Source organism: Aureisphaera sp. (assembly GCF_059726885.1).
Genome location: NZ_AP041051.1, coordinates 3806177 through 3826233, shown reverse-complemented (window position 1 = coordinate 3826233; position 20057 = coordinate 3806177). Strand labels below are relative to the sequence as shown.

The following is a 20057-nucleotide window of genomic DNA, read 5'->3' as shown; positions in this document are numbered from 1 at the left end:
AAAAATGATTCCAAAAGACGAACAAATTTTTGAACTAATTGAAGCCGAAAAAGAGAGGCAATTAAATGGTCTTGAATTGATCGCATCCGAGAATTTTGTGAGTGATCAAGTCATGGAAGCCCAAGGATCTGTGTTGACCAATAAATACGCTGAGGGATATCCAGGAAAAAGGTATTATGGAGGTTGTGAAGTAGTAGATGAAGTAGAGCAAATTGCCATTGACCGTGCCAAAGCCCTTTTTGGTGCCGAATACGCCAATGTGCAACCACATAGTGGATCGCAAGCAAACACAGCGGTTTTTGCGGCTTGCCTAAAGCCGGGCGATAAGTTCTTGGGGTTCGATCTTGCACATGGAGGACACTTAACCCATGGTTCCCCTGTTAATTTTTCAGGATTACTGTATACACCGGTGTTTTATGGGGTAGAAGAAGAAACAGGACGTTTAAACTATGATACTATTGAGGAAATAGCGATAAGGGAACAACCAAAATTGATCATTGCAGGGGCTTCTGCATATTCCCGCGAAATAGACTATAAAAGATTTCGTGAGATAGCCGATAAGGTTGGAGCCATACTCATGGCAGATATCGCACATCCTGCCGGACTTATTGCCAAAGGCATTATTAGCGATCCTATACCACATTGTCACGTGGTGACAACTACTACACATAAGACGCTACGAGGCCCAAGGGGTGGACTCATATTGATAGGTAAGGATTTTGAAAACCCTTTCGGATTAACACTTAAAAATGGTAATCTTAAAAAGATGTCCATGCTGTTGAACAGTGCAATTTTCCCAGGGAATCAGGGAGGTCCACTAGAGCATGTAATTGCAGCAAAAGCCATAGCTTTTGGAGAAGCGTTAACCGATGATTTCCTGCACTACATGATTCAGGTAAAAAAGAATGCAGCTGTAATGGCACAGGCGTTTGTAGATAAAGGATATAAGATCATTAGCGGAGGTACCGATAACCACATGATGCTTATCGATCTTAGAAATAAAGACCTTTCTGGTAAACAGGCTGAAGAAGCCCTGGGAAAGGCAGATATTACCGTAAACAAAAATATGGTTCCGTTTGATGATAAATCACCCTTTGTAACCAGTGGAATTCGAATTGGAACTGCTGCGGTTACAACCCGTGGATTAGAGGAGAACGATATGCTGCAAATTGTTGAATTGATTGATGAGGCCATTATGAATCATGAAAACGATGCACAATTGGAGGCTATTGGGGGAAAAGTGAATGAGATGATGGCCGGGAGACCTTTGTTTAAAAATTAATTCTACTTCATGCTTACACGCCTACTATACCTACTGCCATTTATTTTACTATTGGCTTGTTCAAGTAATGATGATAGTCCCACCGAAATGGAACAGGAAATGGAAGAGGAGGAGGAAATGCTTCAGACCTACTCGTTTGGCATGAATGTTTCTGCCGATTACTTGGGTGATGCCGAAACAGCCAAAGTTTTTGTGAGTAACATTGCAGGAGTTGTTGTTTTTGAGGCAGAAATAGTCAATGGTGAAATGTATGATTTCTCTTTCGAAGCAGCCGAAAATCAACAGTTCGACTTTACATTATACCGGCTGCTAAGTACGGCAGGCGTCGGCCTCTATAGGGTCACTACTTTTGAAAACTTTGTTTTTTCCGACTATACCTTGGATAGAAAGGATGTTCCAGAAAGCTTGGAAGACGTGTCCTTGGACTATTTCAATTTCGGACAACCAGACCCATCGGAATCATCCCTGTTTTATTCCCAAACCAGTGGCTCTTATAGCTCAGATGCTGGCGGTACCATTTCTGTGAATGGTGAAATGGTTAGAAATGGTGGTAGTTTTTATATGGCCGTAAGAAACGATACGGAATCCTTTCCGAGACATTTTTGGGAAGAATCGGTTTCCGAAAACATTAGTGTATCAGATGATTACAATAATTTACCCTTTGCCGATGATATACTATCTATTTCTTATCCCACCAATGAAAGTGCACGTGCTATCGTAATGGGGCATAAGAATTATGATACCAATAGCGGAGCCAATGTTCTACGTGACCAAATCAGTAATTCCGAAGTGGTGAGTATGAACGTATTTATGAAAGATAACCTCTTCGATTTTTATGAAGTGGTTTGTTCCTACTCCTCGGGTAACCGAAATTATAGCTATGAGGAATTAAGTGAGGGTCTTAATTTTGAAATCAGCAATCCCAGTTTTGATTTTTCCGTACAGGACAATGGCATTAACAGTTTTTCGGCAAGTACGTCGGGAAACTATGATACGTTTGGAGCCAGTTATCGATTTACGGATGACGTTTCATTTAATGTGAGCTATACCATTGTAGGGGAGGCTAATCCCAATATCGGTTTTACAAAATCGGCCCTTTTCGATGCTATATTTTCCGATATACTTCTTATTGGCTCAGAGAGTTTGGAGTCCATTGGATTTGGGTTGTCTGGTAATAATTCGGTGTCGTCCTATCAAGAAGCCATTCAGGACAATTTAAGCGTGTCAATCAATACAGATGTTCTAGGGCATATCGAGCAGTCTGTTTCCGAAGTGTTTCAGTAACAAGCCTTTGTGCCGATTTCTTTAGTTTTTGTACATTTAACTATACGAAACCTATAGGGTTTTGGTTTTGTCGAACTAACCATTTGTAAGATGCGAGTAATTTATGTCATACCCATTTTATTGATTTGTTGTATTTCTTCCATTCATGGCCAAATACTTTTTCAGGAAAACACTACTTCCATAGGCCTTGATAATGTTACGTATGGTTCTGGATTACTTGGAGGGGGTATCTCCTTTTTTGATTTTGATGGTGATGATTGGGATGATATCACAGTAAGTTCGGGCGCTGGATCACCCGTACGTTTTTTCAGAAACACAGGGGGTTCATTTCAAGAGGTTTTTCTACTTAACTCCGACCCACTTTTTGAAACAAAAACGGTACAATGGGTAGATTTCGATAATGATGGGGATTACGATTTTTTTGCTTCAGGGAATACTGATAGCAATCGTTTGTATGAGAATACCGGAAATTTGAATTTGGTAGATATCACTACTTCCGCGGGGCTAATAACTACCGATCATAGAACCTTTGGAGCTTCATGGGGTGATTACAATAAGGATGGCTTGCTAGATCTTTTTATTAGTTCCAGGAACACAGAAAATCTTACAATACCCAATATCTTATACAGGAATAATGGAAATGGCACCTTTACCAATGTAAATGCCAGTGCAGGAATTTCGGGCGAAAATCATTTTTCATTTTGTGCTGCCTTTTTCGATTACAACAACGATGGCTGGCAGGATATTGTTATTGCCAATGATAAGGATCCGAAAAACCTTTTATACCATAATAACGGCGATGATACTTTTACCGAAGTTGGGCAGCAAACCAACACTAATGTTGTGATGGATGCCATGAGTACAGCAATTGGCGATCCCAATAAAGACGGATGGCAGGATTTTTATGTCACAAATACTCCAGCGGGGAATGCCTTTTTCGAAAACAATGGAGATGGAACCTTTACGGATATTGCTTCGCCTAATGGTACGTTGTTCGAATCGGTTGGATGGGGCGCGGTGTTTCTTGATGGCGACAATGACACAAATCTCGATCTGTATGTAAGTGGAATGTTAGATGGTACCACCGGAATGCTACCATCCGCTTTTTATGAAAATGATGGCAACGGAAACTATACGATCCCAACAGATGCTGGATTTGAAAATGATACTGCTCAGAGTTATGGAAATGCCATTGGAGATTTGGATAATGATGGATATCCAGATATCGCAGTTCTCAATTATGCCCCAGATAATATTTTCTTATGGCAAAACGATTGCCCTGCCGGTAACAATTGGTTTAAAGTAAAACTGCAGGGAACGGAGAGTAATAGCATGGGGATTGGTTCTACCGTTGAGATCATGGTAAACGGTGAAAAACAATTTAATTATACCTTATGTGGAGAAGGGTATTTGGGCCAGAATTCGGCCTATGAGTTCTTCGGAATTGGAACAGCCACCGAAATTGAATATGTAAAAGTCACTTGGTTGAGCGGTATTGAGGATATGATCGAGAATCCTGATATAAACCAAGCGATTACCATTATAGAAGGGAGCACATTAGCATCTGAAACTTTTCAAGAGGAAGACGGAGTTGTTGTTTATCCCAATCCCATGTCATACAGTGCGACCCTAAAGGTTGGATATCATTGGATAGGTGCCCAGGTTACGATTTCAGATATTACAGGTAGAACAATTTTCACTACCAGCCTAACATCTGAAGAAACCCAATTGAAATTAAATCAATATCCTTCAGGAATCTATTTTATACATGCCATTAATGGGAAAACCACTTTTACCAAAAAATTGGTCTTAGATAAATAGGAATCCGTCGAAATTTTCGTCAACTGGGAAACCCATTTCATCGTACATGTCTTCCAAGCTTTTTTTGAACGCAGCTTCATCGTAGTATGCTGGTTTCTTTTTTGGTTTGATTACCGGTCCATCTACTGGGGTCATTTCTAAATTCATTTTTGCATATTTTAAATTGGTGATTACAAAGCTATGCGCATACCTAACTGTAATCAAGAGGTTTAAACCGTAAAGTGAAAGGGGATTTTTCCTGTATTCCAAACATGAAAAAATGTATATTCGTAGTTCTATGATGCTAACAACCCAACGTCTTATACTAAAACAAATCACGATCGCCGACGCACCTTTTTATGTGAAGCTATTCAACTCCGAAGGTTGGCTTACGTATATAGGTGACCGTAAAGTTCATACGGTAACAGATGCCGAGGCATATATTGAAAAGAACTACTTACCGAGTTATGAAACCCACGGCTATGGCTCTTACACAGTAAATTTAAATGAGACAGGGGAAACGATCGGGGCATGTGGTTTATACAAACGTGATAATTTGGAGCATCCAGACATTGGTTTTGCGTTTCTACCAGAGTTTATCGGAAAAGGGTACGGGTTTGAAGCTGCCAGTGCTATTATGAATTATGCCAAAGAGGAATTGGGTATCACTACGGTATTGGGCTTTACTGTAGATTATAATGCATCCTCTATTGCGCTTCTAAAGAAACTGGGACTTAGGGAAACAGGAACCTTCAAGTTTAAGGATGACCCTGAAGAATTACTGTTATTTTCTAACGAATAATTTTGATTTCAACAACTGGAAAACGGTTTCAGGATTAGGGTAAATCCCCTCCATCATCAGGAAACACAGTGGCTTCATATGCACCAGCATCTGGCGTATTGCCATCTCGAGTAGTTCCGTTAAGATCTACACCAGGGGCCACACCACCTAACCCAATTCCTTCTGCACCAGAAGACCCTTCTCCAATATTGAAATTGTTCAGGTTGGTATTCTGAAATACAGGATCTACATTTAAAATACTATTGGTATAAAAAGTAGCGTTCGAGAAGTCATAATTGGGATCATCTTCAAAATCTCCCTGTGGATCCTCAAAACGGAACAGTGTATTGGTAAGGTTAAAATTAAATTCCTTGCTAGGGTCTTCTCCGCGGAAAATGCCCAGCTCCCTTTGTTCATTTCCATAAATGATACAATTGGTGAAATTGGCCTCAATTAAATCAGCTTCTTCAAAACCAGGAATAAAATTATCTATTTGCACGGTAGGGAATGACCTAAAACTGTTGGTCCAGTAATTGGCGAACGTACTATGATTAAAATTATATACACCGCCTAGCGAACATGCTAGGGAAGACTGACCGCTATTGTTGATTACCATATTATTTCCGGTAACCACTGCATTCCTTCCCAATAACCCTACATTCGAGCTATTGTAAATCTGAACGTTATTGAGGGTAACATCGGAAGTCTGATCTACCAATAACCCTACAATGCCATTTTTAATGGTCGTATGATTAAAGATGTTGTTTGTGCTACCAATGGTTAACCATATCGTACCCCATTGTCCTGGGATATCTGAAAAGTCCGGTTCTAAACGGTCCCCTTCAATAATAATTTCATTCTCCAATAATTCTGGATCGGTACTCGGGGCGCCTAAAGCTTGTATAGATCCCTGATTAGCCACCAATATCCCACTATCCCTGTGAAAGTGAATTCTTGCGCCAGCATCTATGGTAAGGGTTTCATTATTGGGAACAGCTGCATAACCATAGATAACATAAGGTTTTTCGTTCGTGAAATTGAGTTCATCGCCTTCCAAAACAAAACCTTCGATGGTTACATCTTCGCCATTTTCATCCTGGCCCAAAACGATGGTTCCTACCATTCCGTCAGCATCTAAATCTGGAAAAAGAAATACGGCATCCTGAACCAAAGTAACTAACTCTACATTTTGCTGATTTCCTCCAGAATCGAACTGAATCTGGTCTGTATATAAAAACTGCAAGTCATTGGTCTGATCTGCAATGTCTACTGTAGTCTCAACAAATATGAAAATACTATCATTAGCCAATACCTGAACATCTTCGAACACTTTTCCAGCCAATCCGTCCACATTCAAGCGATAATTGGAATCCTCGCCTCGCCCCAAACGAACCGTGGGAATGCTAATATCCTCATCGCTTCGGTTATATACCCTTAAGTTATAGGTACTAGATCCAATATCCGTAAAAACAGTATCGAGGTAAACAGTATCTTGTGAAAACTCTAAATTTCCGGAAGAAGCAACAGTTTCAAAGTCGTTTCGGCACGAACTCCATAACACAATAGCACAAAGTAATGCTAGGCCGTAAAGGTATCTCATCTATATAGTTATAAATTCTCAGTAAAAATATAACTTTTTATGTTGTGGATTATTGTAAAGTGAAGTTTTAAAAAAGACAGCAGCAGTAGCAGTGGCTTTGATCCCTCCTCGCACCAACTGCTACTACACACCAAACGGTACTGTCCATTATTTTTTACGCCTGCGTTCCCTTTTTAATTTTCGGGCTTCCTTTGCGCGTTCCATTTGTATTTTTTTGAAGGCATTTTCCTTGGCAGCGTATTCCCTGCGTTTTTGCTGGTTATCCCATTGCTCGTTATCCCAAGATGCTTCTCTTTCCAGTGGGCTTTCAACCACCTCCCTTTCGCTAATTGTCGCCACCATTCCTACTGTAACCATACCACCAAGTACCATGTTTTCATCCGGATCCATTGAAAAACTGATTTCATTGGGAATGTTTGATAATGTGACCTCTCGGGTTACGTAGCTTATGTATGAGAACACCAAAGTTTGATTTGCGTCGACTTCAATGGTATAATTTCCGTCGAAATCGGTAATTGTGCCCTCAGAGGTTCCTTTAACCATAACATTGACTCCGGGAAATGGATAGTCCATCTCATCGGTAATGGTTCCATTAATTATAATTATCGTGCTGTCCTGTTTTTTCTCAGTAATTTCCTCAGTTACCTTAACAGGAGCAATTTTTCCAACGATATATGGCCTTATAAGGATTTCTTCAGTTGCTGGCACTTCCCCATTTAATAGTGCATGTACCACACTGTTTTTAGTGCCCACGGTTACTTCGTATGGGATTTTATCTTCATAAATAAAGGATAGGGTAGAACCGCTAGGGCATTGTAACGTATAGTTACCATCAAAATCGGTCCATGCACTGATGCTGGTTTCCAAAACCATTACCTCTACTGCCGGCAATGGTGTTCCAAATTCGTCCGTTACCTGCCCAGTGATAGTTACGATCGACTTTTCTGTGTGGGCATTGATGGATAGATCGATTCCTGGTGTGTTGTGTAGGGATACCCCACCTTGGGCTTTTGTTTCCTGAGGACTCAGAATACTTAATGGTAATAGAAGTGAAGCTGCATACGGGAGTATACTATTTTTGGATTTTCGCGCTAAAGCAATGGGTCTGTTCAATTGGGTCTTTTGAAAACGGCCACATAGTTTTTCCCCGTTTTGAAGTCTTTTGAACAGGGCTTCATCGCTTGTTTGTGTAAAATCGATCACCTCTTTCGTACAGACCTTGCAAAACCTTCCTTTTTCAGTAGCGGTCATTTTGCCCCAATCTTCATGACAAGGTTCTGGGATGGAAATGGTGATCGATTTTTTCATAATGACTAGTGTTTTGTTACTTCAAACCACCAACAAATTATGTAAATAAAAAATGACCGTTGAGTGAACGGTCATTATCATTGAGTGAACAATATGTTTCGAAAAGGTTTACTTTTCTACCACTTCTATTTTAAATAGTTTATCCCAGTTTTTTCCAGTGACATATAGAATATTGGGCTCGTCATTATATGCGATACCATTAAGAACATCTAACTGGCTGTGTTGTGTAACTTGTTCTTGCAATCCTTTCATATTAATGACTCCTTCTACAGCACCGTTTGAAGGGTTTACAATGGCTATGGCATCTTTCTGATAGATATTGGCATAGATTTTACCTTCTACCCATTCCAATTCGTTTACTTGGTCAATCTTACTTTGATGAGTGTAGATTTCTATAAATCCTTCCTCTGCAAGGGTGTTGCTGTTAAGGGTCCAGATTCTTTGCGTCCCGTCACTTTTAAAAATGGTATTGCCATCATTGCATAATCCCCAACCTTCCTTACTAGTTCCGTATACAAAGGTTCCTGTTTCATTCATGGTTCCTAGATCATAGATAAACCCTGTATTCTCCTGCCAAGTGAGTTGATAAATCTTGTCGTTTAAAATTGTGAGCCCTTCTCCAAAATACTGATCACTTAACTCCTTTTTCTCCAATACTTCTCCAGTTACAAAATTGGTTTTACGCAAGGAGGACTTTTTACGTTGTCCTGTGCTTTCATAGAGGGTGTCGTTTTCGAATTCTAACCCTTGGGTGTATGCATTCATGTCATGAGGGTAGCTTTCCAATATCTTATAAGTATATAGTTTTGGGGTCTGGGTTGCCGTAACCGTGAAGTCCTTTACAAGGGTGTATGTTTCGCCATCTGAAGTAACAATTGCCTCCAATAGATGTAAACCCATACGCTGACCTGTAAGCGGAATCTGGTTATTGGTTAACGAAATGGCTTTCCCATTCAGTTTATATGCAACACTTTCAATCTGCTTATCCCTTTTTGGGCTCAAGGAAATGGTAACAACATCTTCTTGTTTAAAAGATTTCTTAGAATTGGTGATGGAGAGATTAAAAAGCTGATTTGGATCCTTAATGTCTTCACCACAGCTTATCATTAACCCTAGTAATAAAGTGCAAATGAACAGTTTGTGCATTTTCATTGATTATGTAATTTTTTGGGCAAGATAGCCCATAAATAATTGATAGCAAAAATGCTTGTGTGAACATTAAAATGGGCGTATATTTGCACCGGCAAGTCCTACACAACTAGCTCCCGTTGAATCCCCCAGGGTGGGAACGCAGCAAGGGTATTCGGTCGTAGCAGTGTGATGTAGGTAGCTTGCCATTTTTTTATGGGCATAATCGAACATAAGACCCCTTCGATTTGGAATCCTAATATCTCCTTAGCATCTTTGTCCCCAAGTTTTTAACTATGCCAAAAGTTGTATTGATTACAGGAGGCTCCTCCGGAATAGGAAAAGCCATTGGAGAATACCTTCATGAGAAGGGATATACTGTATACGGGACCAGTAGAAACCCTTCCAAATACACAGCATCCCTCCCCTTTAACCTGTTAGCCCTCGATGTGACCAAAGAAGAAACCATAGAGAGCACTGTGAAGACCATTGTAGATAAAGAAGGTAGGATAGATGTATTGGTGAACAATGCGGGCGTAGGAATTACGGGCCCTATTGAAGAAACTCCAACAGATGAGATACGCAAGGCCTTCGAGACTAATTTTTATGGACCTCTTGGTGTCATAAAAGCAGTTCTACCCACGATGAGGGATCATGATGGTGGCCATATTATCAATATTACTTCTATAGCGGGATATATGGGGTTACCGTACAGGGGAATTTACAGTGCCACCAAAGGAGCTCTGGAATTGATAACGGAAGCCTACCGAATGGAAGTGAATCAATTCGGAATCCAGATGACGAATGTGGCACCGGGTGATTTCGCTACCAATATTGCCCAAGGTAGATTCCATGCACCGGTATTAGAAGACTCGCCGTATAAAGAAGCCTATGGTAACACCCTTGATATGATGAATGACCATGTGGACGGGGGCAGTGATCCAAACATTATGGCCCGAAAGATACATTCCATCATAGAGACTTCTTCCCCAAAAATACACTACAAAGTTGGTGCTTTTCTACAGAAATTTTCCATTGTACTCAAGCGAATTCTACCAGATAAAGTGTATGAGCGCATGCTTATGAACCACTATAAGTTGAAGTAGTCCCTTATTAACATTTTTATGTTATAAATTTTGCATGGATTGGTTCATGAAGGCTAATTAGTTATGTATTTTTGTCCCGACAAAAACATAAATCCTATACTATGAAATTCTTCATCGATACTGCTAACCTTGATCAAATTCGCGATGCACAAGACCTTGGAGTGCTAGACGGTGTTACCACTAATCCTTCCCTAATGGCGAAAGAGGGTATTACAGGACGCGAGAACATTTTGAAGCACTATGTGGATATTTGCAATATTGTGGATGGTGATGTTTCTGCTGAGGTAATTGCTACCGATTTTGATGGCATGGTAAAGGAAGGCGAAGAGCTTGCCGGATTGCACGAACAAATTGTGGTGAAGCTTCCTATGATTAAAGCAGGGGTAAAGGCAGCGAAATATTTTAGCGACAAAGGCATAAAAACCAATGTAACTTTGGTGTTCTCGGCGGGTCAAGCCATACTGGCAGCTAAAGCCGGAGCTACTTATGTTTCTCCATTTATTGGCCGTCTCGACGACATCTCTACCGATGGTTTAAACCTCATTGCAGAAATTCGTCATATCTATGATAACTACGGGTTCGACACAGAGATATTGGCTGCATCTGTTCGCCATACCATGCATGTGATCGATTGTGCCAAGATCGGGGCCGATGTAATGACTGGACCACTTTCTTCCATTGAAGGGTTACTAAAACATCCGTTAACCGATATTGGTTTAGAGAAATTCCTTGCAGACTACCGCAAAGGGAACTAAAGAAAAGAAGATAGACGATATGAAAAAGCCCCTGTTCAGGGGCTTTTTTATTTGTTTAGGTAGCTCAATAGCTGGTTTTCTATCCCTACATCAAAGATATTGGTATTACCATCCAAAATCTTACCTCGAGGGTCCAGTATCATGGCTTTGTTTACAGAGTTGATAACCAATTTCATTTCGGCTTCATCGAAATTCTCGAACTGGTATTCGGTGACTTCATTATAGCCAGAACTTTTCACGGTTTTTAGCCACTTCTTAAAATGAGTATCAATGTTGATCCCTATGAAGTTAAATTCAGGGTACTTCGATTTTAACTCGCTTGCCCTAAAATGAATCTTTTTATAATGTTTTATCGATTTATTGGACCAGAAGTAAATAACCGTAGGCTTTACCAAGGTGCTATGAAGGTCTTTTACGGTGTTGTCCGTGGTTAATAGTTTTAAATTGGGAATGGTATGCCCAGGCGTTAGTTTGATGGTGGCATCGGCCAAGAGGGCGATTTCCTTTTTATCCCCTTCGTGCGAACTAAACGTATTAAACTGATCCAGGATAATTCGTTCGTTGCTTTCATCTTCGGCATTTACAAAATAGCGGTGCGCATTTGTACGCAATAAACTATTTCGAAGGGAATCATTTACAACAAGACTATCAATCAGGATGTTTTTATGGTAATTATGTAAAAACCCATTTCTATTAAAATTCCCTTTATCCTTGTACATGTCATAAGCCAAATTGTCTAAATGAAAGCTTAAGAAACGATAGTACGGATAATAACTTCGCAGGTGTTCATTGCCGTAGTCTATATCCTTCCTGTATTCCAAAAAGTTGTCGGGAATCTCAAAACTTTCACCAAACATCTTCTTACGGGCATTTGCCGAAATATAAAGCTCTTTTTTTGCAGATAGGCTATAGCTTATGGCTGCTTCTGCAATTTCTTCAAAACCTCGAGAAGGTTTCTTGTAATTCAAGAAATCCTCGTACAAAGCCGCCCTAGTACTTTTAATAGAATCCAATTTTTCTTCGAACAAAGCAGGTTCCAGTAAATACAGTGCAGGTAAAGAGTCCGCTACTTCCTCATTCAATAAGAAAAGCTCCATGAGGAAATTATTATGGTGCGAACCTTTCCCTGTGTAGGAGAGAGATTCGTCGAACTCAAGTGTGTTAACGCGTAACATCAAACTGTCATTTGGCTCGACGTAAAGCGTTTGATATTCGTAATGGCTTATAAAATAAATACCGGGATCTACTTGCTCCATTTTATAGAGAAAGAAGTTGTTCTCATCCAATGGCACCGTGTCTATGATCATTCGGTTGCGACCAATAATCACATAATCCTTTTTAGGATTTACGATTTCTCCACCAATCCATGCCGTCCCACATGCGTTAGACGGGTTTTGTTTACAGGAAAAGGTGCACAAGGCAATGAGGGGGAGTAGTAGTATTTTTTTTATCAGATGCAAAGTATTTTCGATTCTTGGTGACAAAAATAACGTCTCTGACGACGTTTGCTGTTAATTACTAGTTAAAAGATTTTTGAATAAACTGTTAACTTCATTTGGCTTTCGTTTCTTCAATAGCAGTTATTTAGCTACTTTTGCGCAAAATTTATAAACTACATATCCTATGCTTTCAGTATCCAATTTATCGGTTCAGTTTGGGAAACGGGTGTTGTTCGACGAAGTGAACACACAATTCGTTCAGGGCAATTGTTATGGTATTATCGGTGCCAATGGAGCAGGAAAGTCTACTTTCCTAAAAATTATCGCTGGGAAGCAAGATCCAACTTCGGGTCATGTGCATTTGGAATCGGGTAAGAGAATGTCTGTGTTAGAACAAAATCACAATGCATACGACGACTTTTCTGTGTTGGATACAGTAGTTAGGGGAAATAAGGAGCTGTATGCCATAAAAACCCAAATTGATGCCTTGTATGCTGATTATACAGATGAAAATGCCGAGAAAATAGGGGAGTTACAGGTACAGTTTGAAGAAATGGACGGATGGAATGCAGATAGTGATGCTGCTGCAATGCTTTCCAACTTGGGTATTAAAGAAGATTTGCATTATGCCATGATGGGCGACCTGGATGGGAAACAAAAGGTACGTGTGCTATTGGCGCAAGCACTTTTTGGAAACCCGGATGTGCTTATTATGGATGAGCCAACGAACGACTTGGATTATGAAACCATCTCTTGGTTGGAGACCTTTTTAGCTAACTATGACAATTGCGTCATAGTAGTTTCTCACGACCGTCACTTTCTGGATGCTGTTTGTACACATATAAGTGATATCGACTTTGGGAAAATCAACCATTTTAGCGGAAACTATACATTCTGGTACGAGAGTAGTCAATTGGCTGCTAGGCAACGTGCAAAACAGAATAAAAAAGCCGAAGAGAAAAAGAAGGAATTGGAGGAGTTTATTAGACGTTTTTCTGCCAATGTGGCCAAATCTAAACAAGCTACCAGTAGAAAGAAGATGATCGAAAAGCTCAATGTTTCAGATATCAAGCCTTCAAGTAGACGTTACCCTGCAATTATTTTTGAAAGGGAAAGGGAAGCTGGGGATCAGATTTTAAATATTGAAGGATTAGCCTCTAGTTTAGAAGGGGAAACGCTTTTTAGGGATGTGGATATTAACCTTGCGAAAGGGGATAAGGTAGTTTTGTTTTCAAGGGATTCCCGTGCAACTACGGCGTTCTATGAGATCATTAATGGAAACCTAAACGCAGATGCAGGTAATTACCAATGGGGTGTAACCACCAACCAGAGTTATTTGCCATTGGATAATAGCAATTTCTTTGAAAATGAAATGAGCTTGGTTGATTGGTTGCGTCAATGGGCGAAAACCGAAGAAGAAAAAGAAGAAGTGTACCTACGTGGATTCTTGGGTAAAATGCTTTTTAGCGGTGAGGAAGCCTTGAAACAATCGAATGTACTTTCCGGTGGGGAGAAGGTAAGATGCATGTTGAGTAGAATGATGATGATGCGTGCCAATGTGGTAATGTTGGATGAGCCGACCAATCACTTGGACCTAGAATCAATTACCGCTTTTAATAATTCCTTGAAAAACTTTAAGGGAACGGTTATTTTTACCACGCATGACCATGAGTTTGCACAAACCGTGGGTAATAGGGTGATCGAACTCACACCGAATGGTGTCATTGATCGCTATACTACATTCGATGAATACATGAGCGATAAAAAGATCAAGGAACTTAGGGAGAAAATGTACGGGGTAACTGTATAGACATTTGCCTATCCAGTATTATCCATTGTAATAACGACTATCCCAAATAGCCGTATTGAAGTTCTTTCCTTTGGCAAACCCATAAAAAAGAACGGTTCCTCCCACAGCTTTAAACATAAATAGAAACATCAGTAAATATTCTGTTTGGGTTACGACCCCTTTTGTGAACGCCTGCATAGGTGTTATAGCTGTAAGGAGAATACTCACCAAAAAAATGGTAAAAATCAAGTTTTCAAAAGTCTTATAAGGCCACATGAGCCACCTTCTCAACGGATGTAGATCATTACCCCATTTATGAATAAGGTAATGGTAGCCGTTTCCAATAGGTGCAAATAACAAAGGGTCGTCAGCATTTTCCAATTTCAATAATTTGGCCGGAGCCATAATTTTAAGTCCCTCTAAAGAAATACGATGTTCCTTCTCTAGCTGCCTAATTTCTGAAACGGCCTCTTCGGGAATAATACCTTTGAAAAAGTGCGATCCTAAAAAACGAAGTCGATAATCGACACATAGTTTTTTAATATCGTTAATGTGGAAGATTCGGTCCGCATCTAGTAGATCAATGGAGAAATCATTTTCTTTGGAAGGGGAGAATTGTGATAGTTTTTCTTTTACATGTTCCCGTTCGATATCATTTTCTTCGAAAATGGCTTTTACTTCCTGAAGGATTTGCTCAGAAGTCCTCTGCTTGTTACGATGTTGAATAAGTTTATGCTCAATATCTATTTTGGATAGCATAGCGCAATTTTTTTCATAAAAATACGAACTGCACTTTACTAATCCAACATTTTAACAGCTAGACGATTAACGAAGTTGAGCTCCAAAATCCTTTTCAAAACGCTGCTGGAGTTTTCCCATGATCTTATCGATTTGCTTATCGGTAAGTGTCTTGCGTTCATCCAAGAGCGTAAAGCTTAAAGCGTAGCTCTTCTTGCCTTTGGGAAGGTTTTTACCTGTGTACACATCGAAAAGGGATACTTCCTTCAACAGTTGCTTTTCCGTTTGTAGTGCGGCGGTTTGAAGTGCTTCAAACGTCACTTCGTTGTCCAAAAGTAAGGCAAAATCACGTTTCACTTTCGGGAATTTTGGAATGGCTCTTACCACGAAGTTCGTTGTTGGAATGTCTTCTAAAATCGCATCCCAATTAAAATCTGCGAAAAGCACTTGTTCCTGTATACCGAAATGTTTGGTGATCTTCTTGGAGATAACCCCGAATTCCACCAAATCCTTTTTCCCTTTGGTTAATCTTATACCTTCAGAAAACGCATCATTCTTTATTCCTTTTTCGCTGTAGCCTTGAATACCAAGTCGGTCAAGAATTGTACTCACAATACCTTTTCCATAGAAAAAATCAGATTTCTTACTCGGTGTTACCCACGAGTCCTCTTCGCGATTACCACTAATAATTAGGGATAAATGTTTCCTTTCTTCCCTGCCACTTGGGTAATTGTGGTAGGTTTTGCCAAATTCGAATGATTTGACAATTGAGGTCTTTCGGTTGTTATTATAAGCCACAGCCTCTAAAGCACCAAACAATAACGTCTGACGCATCACTTCCAAATCCTGACTTAGTGGATTCAACATTTGAACACTATGTTCTTCTTTAAGGCTATCAACAAGCGAAACGTAGCCGGCATTGGTAAGGGAATTACAAAGCATTTCATGAAACCCTAAAGCAGCCAATTGATCACCTACCCGATTTTGGATAAGATGATCTTCTGTTCTTTTTGTAGTAGCAATAGATGCATTGAGCTTAGTGGTAAAATCAATATTGTTATAACCATAAACCCTAAGTATCTCTTCAATAACATCCGCTTCACGCGTAACGTCATTTCGGTAAGCTGGAATAGTCATCCCGATACCGGTTTCGGTTACATTTTCGATTTTAATATCCAGTGAGGTCAAGATACCTTTGATAGTTTCCCTTGGAATTTCTTGACCAATTAATTTGGTGGTGTTATCGAAACTCAAAAATACTTGGTGGTCTTCAATTTTCTTGGGATAGATATCGACAATATCGCTTGTTATTTCACCTCCGGCTATCTCACAAAGTAGAATGGCAGCCCTCATGAGTGCATATTCGGTGATATTGGGATCTATTCCTCTTTCAAAACGAAAGGATGCATCGGTATTTAATCCATGTCGTTTGGCAGTTTTGCGAACGCTTACGGGATTGAAGTAGGCACTTTCAAGGAAAATGCTTGTTGTGCTTTCTGTGACCCCACTATGTCCCCCACCAAATACACCCGCAATACACATCGGTTTTTCCCCATCACAAATCATAAGGTCTTCTTCGTGCAATTCCCTTTCAATACCATCTAGGGTAACGAATTTGGTACCCGCAGGTAAGGTCTTTACTTCCACTTTATTTTGCGCAATTTTCACAGCATCGAACGCATGTAGCGGCTGTCCCAATTCGTGCAAAACGTAGTTTGTGATATCCACAATATTATTAATAGGTGCTAAACCAATGGCTTTTAACCTATTCTGAATCCAATCTGGGGAGGCAGCCACTTTAAGGCCGCTAATGGTAACACCGCAGTACCGGGGTGCCAATTCGTTATCGGCTACGGTGACATCCATCTTTAGGGTACGGTTTTCAATTTTGAAACTACTTGTGGATGGTGTAATTAGTTCTAACAAAACTTCATTCTGAAGTAAACCAGCTCTTAAGTCCCTCGCTACCCCCCAATGACTCATGGCATCTGCCCGGTTAGGGGTAAGACCTATTTCGAACACTTGATCATTTTCGATGTCGAACACCTCTGCGCCTGGCGTACCCACTTTTAGGCCATTGTCTAAAACCATGATACCATCGTGGCTTTCCCCTAGGCCTAGTTCATCTTCGGCACATATCATGCCCATGCTAACCTCTCCACGAATCTTACCTTTCTTGATTTGCCAAGGATTACCCTCATTATCGTATAAAGTGGTTCCAACGGTCGCTACAGGAACTTTTTGTCCTGCATCTACATTGGGAGCACCACATACAATTTGAATAGGTTCCCCATTTCCCAAATCAACCTTGGTCAATTTTAAACGATCCGCATTGGGGTGCTGAATACATTCCAGTACCTCTCCAACTACAATACCTTTAAGGCCGCCTGGGATGGACGTAAAAGGTACGATGCCTTCAATTTCCAATCCTAAATCCGTGAGGAGCTCACCCGTTTTTTCGGCGTTCCAATCTACATTGATAAACTGCTTCAGCCAGTTATACGAAATCTTCATGAGAGGTTCAATTTTAAGCCTACAAAGATAAAATATTGGAGGTAGCATTCAAATAATGCCCCATATTTTGTACATTTAAAAACCATTAACTAAAACAACTTATTCTTATGAAGATCGCAACAAGATTTTTATTAGCACTACTATTGGTTGGATTTATTTCCTGCCGTGACACAAAGGCCGAAGAAGAAGAGGCCCAAAAGGTAGTAGAACAAATTGAGGCTGTCGAGAGCGAAGCCGAGGAAATTTCAGAAAAAATTGATCAAGAAGCGGATGAGCTCGAAGAAGCCCTGCAAGAGTTAGACAGTATTTAAAAAAACAGACAACATGAAAAATTTAAAGTATATAGTATTATCTGGTTTGTTCCTTTTTGCCATCAGTGCATCAATGAACGCCCAAACAAGTGTGGGTGACGCCAAAGGAAATGTAGAAAAGAAGGCGGAACAAGTAAAAAAGGAAGCCGATAAGACCAAAATGGATGCCGAAGACCGTGCAGATAAAATGAAAAAGCACGGACAAGAAGAAGCCAATAAAGCAAAGGAAGACGGAAAAGATATGGAGGAGAAATACAACTCCATTAAGAAAGGGTACAAGGACAAAATGGCGAATGCCTCTACCGAAGCAGAGAAAAAAGAACTGGAAGCCGATATGATGGAAGAACTGCGTGAGGTTCGTGAAGAAGCATCCGAAGCTGGTGAAGTAGTTAAGAAGGGTGCGCCGAACACGGATGACGCCAAGGATAGAATAAAAAAAGAGGCTAACAATGCCAAAGACGAAGCTGCTAAGAAAATGAAGGAAGAAAAAAAGGCGGCTAGCGAAAATGTGAAAATGACAAAGGACTATGGTCTTTCTAAAGCCAAGGAGGCAAAGAAAAACTTATCCCAACGTGAAGAGGCCTTGACCCAAAAAGCACAACTTATTGACAAAGGTAAGTCTCGTATTAGAGCGGCTACCGATCGTGTTGATGCAGATCTGGCAAGCGGTACGATCACAGAGGAAGAAGCATTGGCTAAAAGAATTAAAATTAAAAAGGCACAAGAGCGTTTAGACAAGCTGCAGTCATCTATTGATGCTGGTAAAGCTTCTTACGAAAAGCAAAAAGCGACCTTAAACGAAATGTATAAGGAAGAAAAGGAAAACTAGGATTGTCGCATCCAAGAATTTGTAGAGGCGTTATTTTATAGCGCCTCTTTTTGTTATGTTTTAAGTACGAATACGACTTCTAAGCCATGAAATTAAAACACTTTGTTCTTCCACTTTTAGCTACTTTACTATTTTCTTGTTCCCAAAGTCCGGAAACACCAAAATTGGGTGATTGGCGCGTAGCTTTGCAAATACAAGATGGCAAGGAGATCCCATTTCTGATAGATTGGCAAGACGAATCACGTTGGGTGATTAAAAATGCAGAGGAACGAATAGAAATAACGGATATCCGAATAGTCGGCGACTCCATAACCATTGCTCATCCAGTTTTTGAAGGGGTGTTTAAAGGTGTTTATACTGCCGATAAGGTACAAGGGAGCTTTATTAAACCCAGTTTGGGCAGGATGGTACCCTTTGTTATGAATTATACCAAAGACCCACGGTTTGAAACTACACAAGTGCCCACTCAAAATATTTCGGGCAATTGGGAGATGTTATTTAGTGCGCATTCCCCGGAGGATCGATACATTGCCAAAGGGATTTTTGAGCAGGATGGAGACAAAGTCTCAGGTACCATAAGAACAACAACTGGCGATTATCGGTATTTAGAAGGAATTATGGATGGCAGTACTTTGAAACTTTCCACGTTCGACGGCGCCCATGCATTCCTTTTTGAAGGAGAGGTGAAAGACTCCATACTTTATGGGGATTTTTATAGTGGAAATCATTGGAAGGAGCCTTTTAGTGGCAGCCGTAACGATTCCTATGAACTTCCAGATGAAAATACCCTGACCTTTTTAAAAGATGGATACGATCGCTTCGATTTTTCGTTCCCGGACACAAATGGGACTATCGTGTCGTTGTCCGATGAGCAGTTTAGGGGAAAGGTCGTTGTGGTACAAATTATGGGGACTTGGTGCCCAAACTGTTTGGAAGAGACCCAATACTACACAGAATATTTAAAAAAGAATCCGTCCGAAGATTTAGAGTTTGTTTCCTTGGCTTTCGAATATGCTCCAAAAGAGCGGGCTATTAGAGGAATTGAGAAATTGAAATCTTCCGTAGGCGTCCCTTATCCCATATTATTGGCCCAATATGGGAGCAGCAACAAACAAAAAGCCAATGATAAGTTACCCATGCTAAATCACGTATTAAGCTATCCAACTACTTTATTTATTGACAGGAAAGGTGTCGTTCGTAAAATTCACACAGGTTTCAACGGAAAAGCGACAGGGGAGAAGTATGTTCAATTCACCGAAGAGTTTGAAGCCTTTTTAACAGGTCTTCTTAACGAATAGTTAATTAACACCAATCCATTCCATTTAACACGCCCGTAACATATTGGGGTTGAGGTTGACCGTACTTTTAATGGAAACAATCTAATCCATTACAT

The 20057-nt window shown here is 40.2% G+C and carries 17 protein-coding genes and 1 other RNA gene; 11 read left to right on the top strand and 7 right to left on the bottom strand.

What is annotated here, in order from left to right:
* Positions 1-7 precede the first annotated feature (7 nt).
* From glyA to AC6JAD_RS17155, 3 genes are all read left to right on the top strand, one after another.
* On the top strand, positions 8-1282 hold the full coding sequence (glyA, locus tag AC6JAD_RS17165) for a serine hydroxymethyltransferase (RefSeq protein ID WP_461304009.1): 1275 nt from the start codon (positions 8-10) through the stop codon (positions 1280-1282).
* Positions 1283-1291: 9 nt separating this feature from the next.
* Entirely contained in the window at positions 1292-2566 is a 1275-nt protein-coding gene (locus AC6JAD_RS17160; protein WP_461303724.1) for a hypothetical protein, read from the top strand.
* Positions 2567-2656: 90 nt separating this feature from the next.
* A complete protein-coding gene (locus AC6JAD_RS17155) occupies positions 2657-4387 on the top strand; it encodes an FG-GAP-like repeat-containing protein (RefSeq protein ID WP_461303725.1) in 1731 nt (576 codons plus the stop codon).
* Here the strand turns inward: AC6JAD_RS17155 and AC6JAD_RS17150 are convergent.
* Positions 4376-4534 (bottom strand): hypothetical protein, encoded by a 159-nt coding sequence (locus AC6JAD_RS17150; protein ID WP_461303726.1) that lies wholly within the window; start codon positions 4532-4534, stop codon positions 4376-4378. The genes AC6JAD_RS17155 and AC6JAD_RS17150 overlap by 12 nt on opposite strands.
* A 112-nt stretch (positions 4535-4646) precedes the next feature.
* Here AC6JAD_RS17150 and AC6JAD_RS17145 point away from each other — a divergent pair, with 112 nt between their 5' ends.
* Positions 4647-5168 carry a GNAT family N-acetyltransferase gene (locus AC6JAD_RS17145; RefSeq protein ID WP_461303727.1) on the top strand — a complete coding sequence of 174 codons (522 nt, stop codon included), beginning with the start codon at positions 4647-4649 and terminating at the stop codon, positions 5166-5168.
* Positions 5169-5202: 34 nt separating this feature from the next.
* Here AC6JAD_RS17145 and AC6JAD_RS17140 read toward each other — a convergent pair whose 3' ends face one another.
* The 3 genes from AC6JAD_RS17140 to AC6JAD_RS17130 all read right to left on the bottom strand — a co-directional run bounded on the left by AC6JAD_RS17140 (position 5203) and on the right by AC6JAD_RS17130 (position 9207).
* Complete coding sequence (locus AC6JAD_RS17140) at positions 5203-6747, bottom strand: hypothetical protein (RefSeq protein ID WP_461303728.1); 1545 nt, start codon at positions 6745-6747, stop codon at positions 5203-5205.
* Positions 6748-6894: 147 nt separating this feature from the next.
* The gene (locus AC6JAD_RS17135) at positions 6895-8055 is read right to left on the bottom strand and encodes a carboxypeptidase-like regulatory domain-containing protein (protein ID WP_461303729.1); all 1161 of its coding nucleotides are present in this window, start codon (positions 8053-8055) and stop codon (positions 6895-6897) included.
* A 108-nt stretch (positions 8056-8163) separates the two neighbouring features.
* Positions 8164-9207, bottom strand: coding sequence for a glutaminyl-peptide cyclotransferase (locus AC6JAD_RS17130; protein WP_461303730.1), 1044 nt, complete (start codon positions 9205-9207; stop codon positions 8164-8166).
* Positions 9208-9296: 89 nt separating this feature from the next.
* Here AC6JAD_RS17130 and ffs point away from each other — a divergent pair.
* The 3 genes from ffs to fsa all read left to right on the top strand — a co-directional run bounded on the left by ffs (position 9297) and on the right by fsa (position 11044).
* Positions 9297-9395: signal recognition particle sRNA small type (gene ffs / locus AC6JAD_RS17125), an RNA gene on the top strand.
* Between the two features lie 84 nt (positions 9396-9479).
* The gene (locus AC6JAD_RS17120) at positions 9480-10289 is read left to right on the top strand and encodes an SDR family oxidoreductase (RefSeq protein ID WP_461303731.1); all 810 of its coding nucleotides are present in this window, start codon (positions 9480-9482) and stop codon (positions 10287-10289) included.
* A 101-nt stretch (positions 10290-10390) separates the two neighbouring features.
* Positions 10391-11044, top strand: coding sequence for a fructose-6-phosphate aldolase (gene fsa, locus AC6JAD_RS17115; RefSeq protein ID WP_461303732.1), 654 nt, complete (start codon positions 10391-10393; stop codon positions 11042-11044).
* Positions 11045-11091: 47 nt separating this feature from the next.
* Here fsa and AC6JAD_RS17110 read toward each other — a convergent pair whose 3' ends face one another.
* The gene (locus AC6JAD_RS17110; RefSeq protein WP_461303733.1) at positions 11092-12504 is read right to left on the bottom strand and encodes a TlpA family protein disulfide reductase; all 1413 of its coding nucleotides are present in this window, start codon (positions 12502-12504) and stop codon (positions 11092-11094) included.
* A gap of 163 nt (positions 12505-12667) precedes the next feature.
* On the opposite strand from AC6JAD_RS17110, the gene AC6JAD_RS17105 reads away from it, so the two are divergent.
* The gene (locus AC6JAD_RS17105) at positions 12668-14293 is read left to right on the top strand and encodes an ABC-F family ATP-binding cassette domain-containing protein (RefSeq protein WP_461303734.1); all 1626 of its coding nucleotides are present in this window, start codon (positions 12668-12670) and stop codon (positions 14291-14293) included.
* An 18-nt stretch (positions 14294-14311) separates the two neighbouring features.
* Here AC6JAD_RS17105 and AC6JAD_RS17100 read toward each other — a convergent pair whose 3' ends face one another.
* Together AC6JAD_RS17100 and pheT are read right to left on the bottom strand one after the other, a co-directional pair.
* Positions 14312-15031, bottom strand: a complete 720-nt coding sequence (locus tag AC6JAD_RS17100) for a hypothetical protein (protein WP_461303735.1) — start codon at positions 15029-15031, stop codon at positions 14312-14314.
* A gap of 66 nt (positions 15032-15097) precedes the next feature.
* Complete coding sequence (gene pheT / locus AC6JAD_RS17095) at positions 15098-17524, bottom strand: phenylalanine--tRNA ligase subunit beta (RefSeq protein ID WP_461303736.1); 2427 nt, start codon at positions 17522-17524, stop codon at positions 15098-15100.
* A 107-nt stretch (positions 17525-17631) separates the two neighbouring features.
* Between pheT and AC6JAD_RS17090 the strand changes: the two genes are divergently transcribed.
* The 3 genes from AC6JAD_RS17090 (at position 17632) to AC6JAD_RS17080 (ending at position 19962) form a co-directional block, all read left to right on the top strand.
* The gene (locus tag AC6JAD_RS17090; RefSeq protein ID WP_461303737.1) at positions 17632-17835 is read left to right on the top strand and encodes a hypothetical protein; all 204 of its coding nucleotides are present in this window, start codon (positions 17632-17634) and stop codon (positions 17833-17835) included.
* 13 nt (positions 17836-17848) lie between these two features.
* A complete protein-coding gene (locus tag AC6JAD_RS17085; protein ID WP_461303738.1) occupies positions 17849-18664 on the top strand; it encodes a hypothetical protein in 816 nt (271 codons plus the stop codon).
* 86 nt (positions 18665-18750) lie between these two features.
* Entirely contained in the window at positions 18751-19962 is a 1212-nt protein-coding gene (locus AC6JAD_RS17080) for a peroxiredoxin family protein (RefSeq protein WP_461303739.1), read from the top strand.
* Positions 19963-20057: the final 95 nt, after the last annotated feature.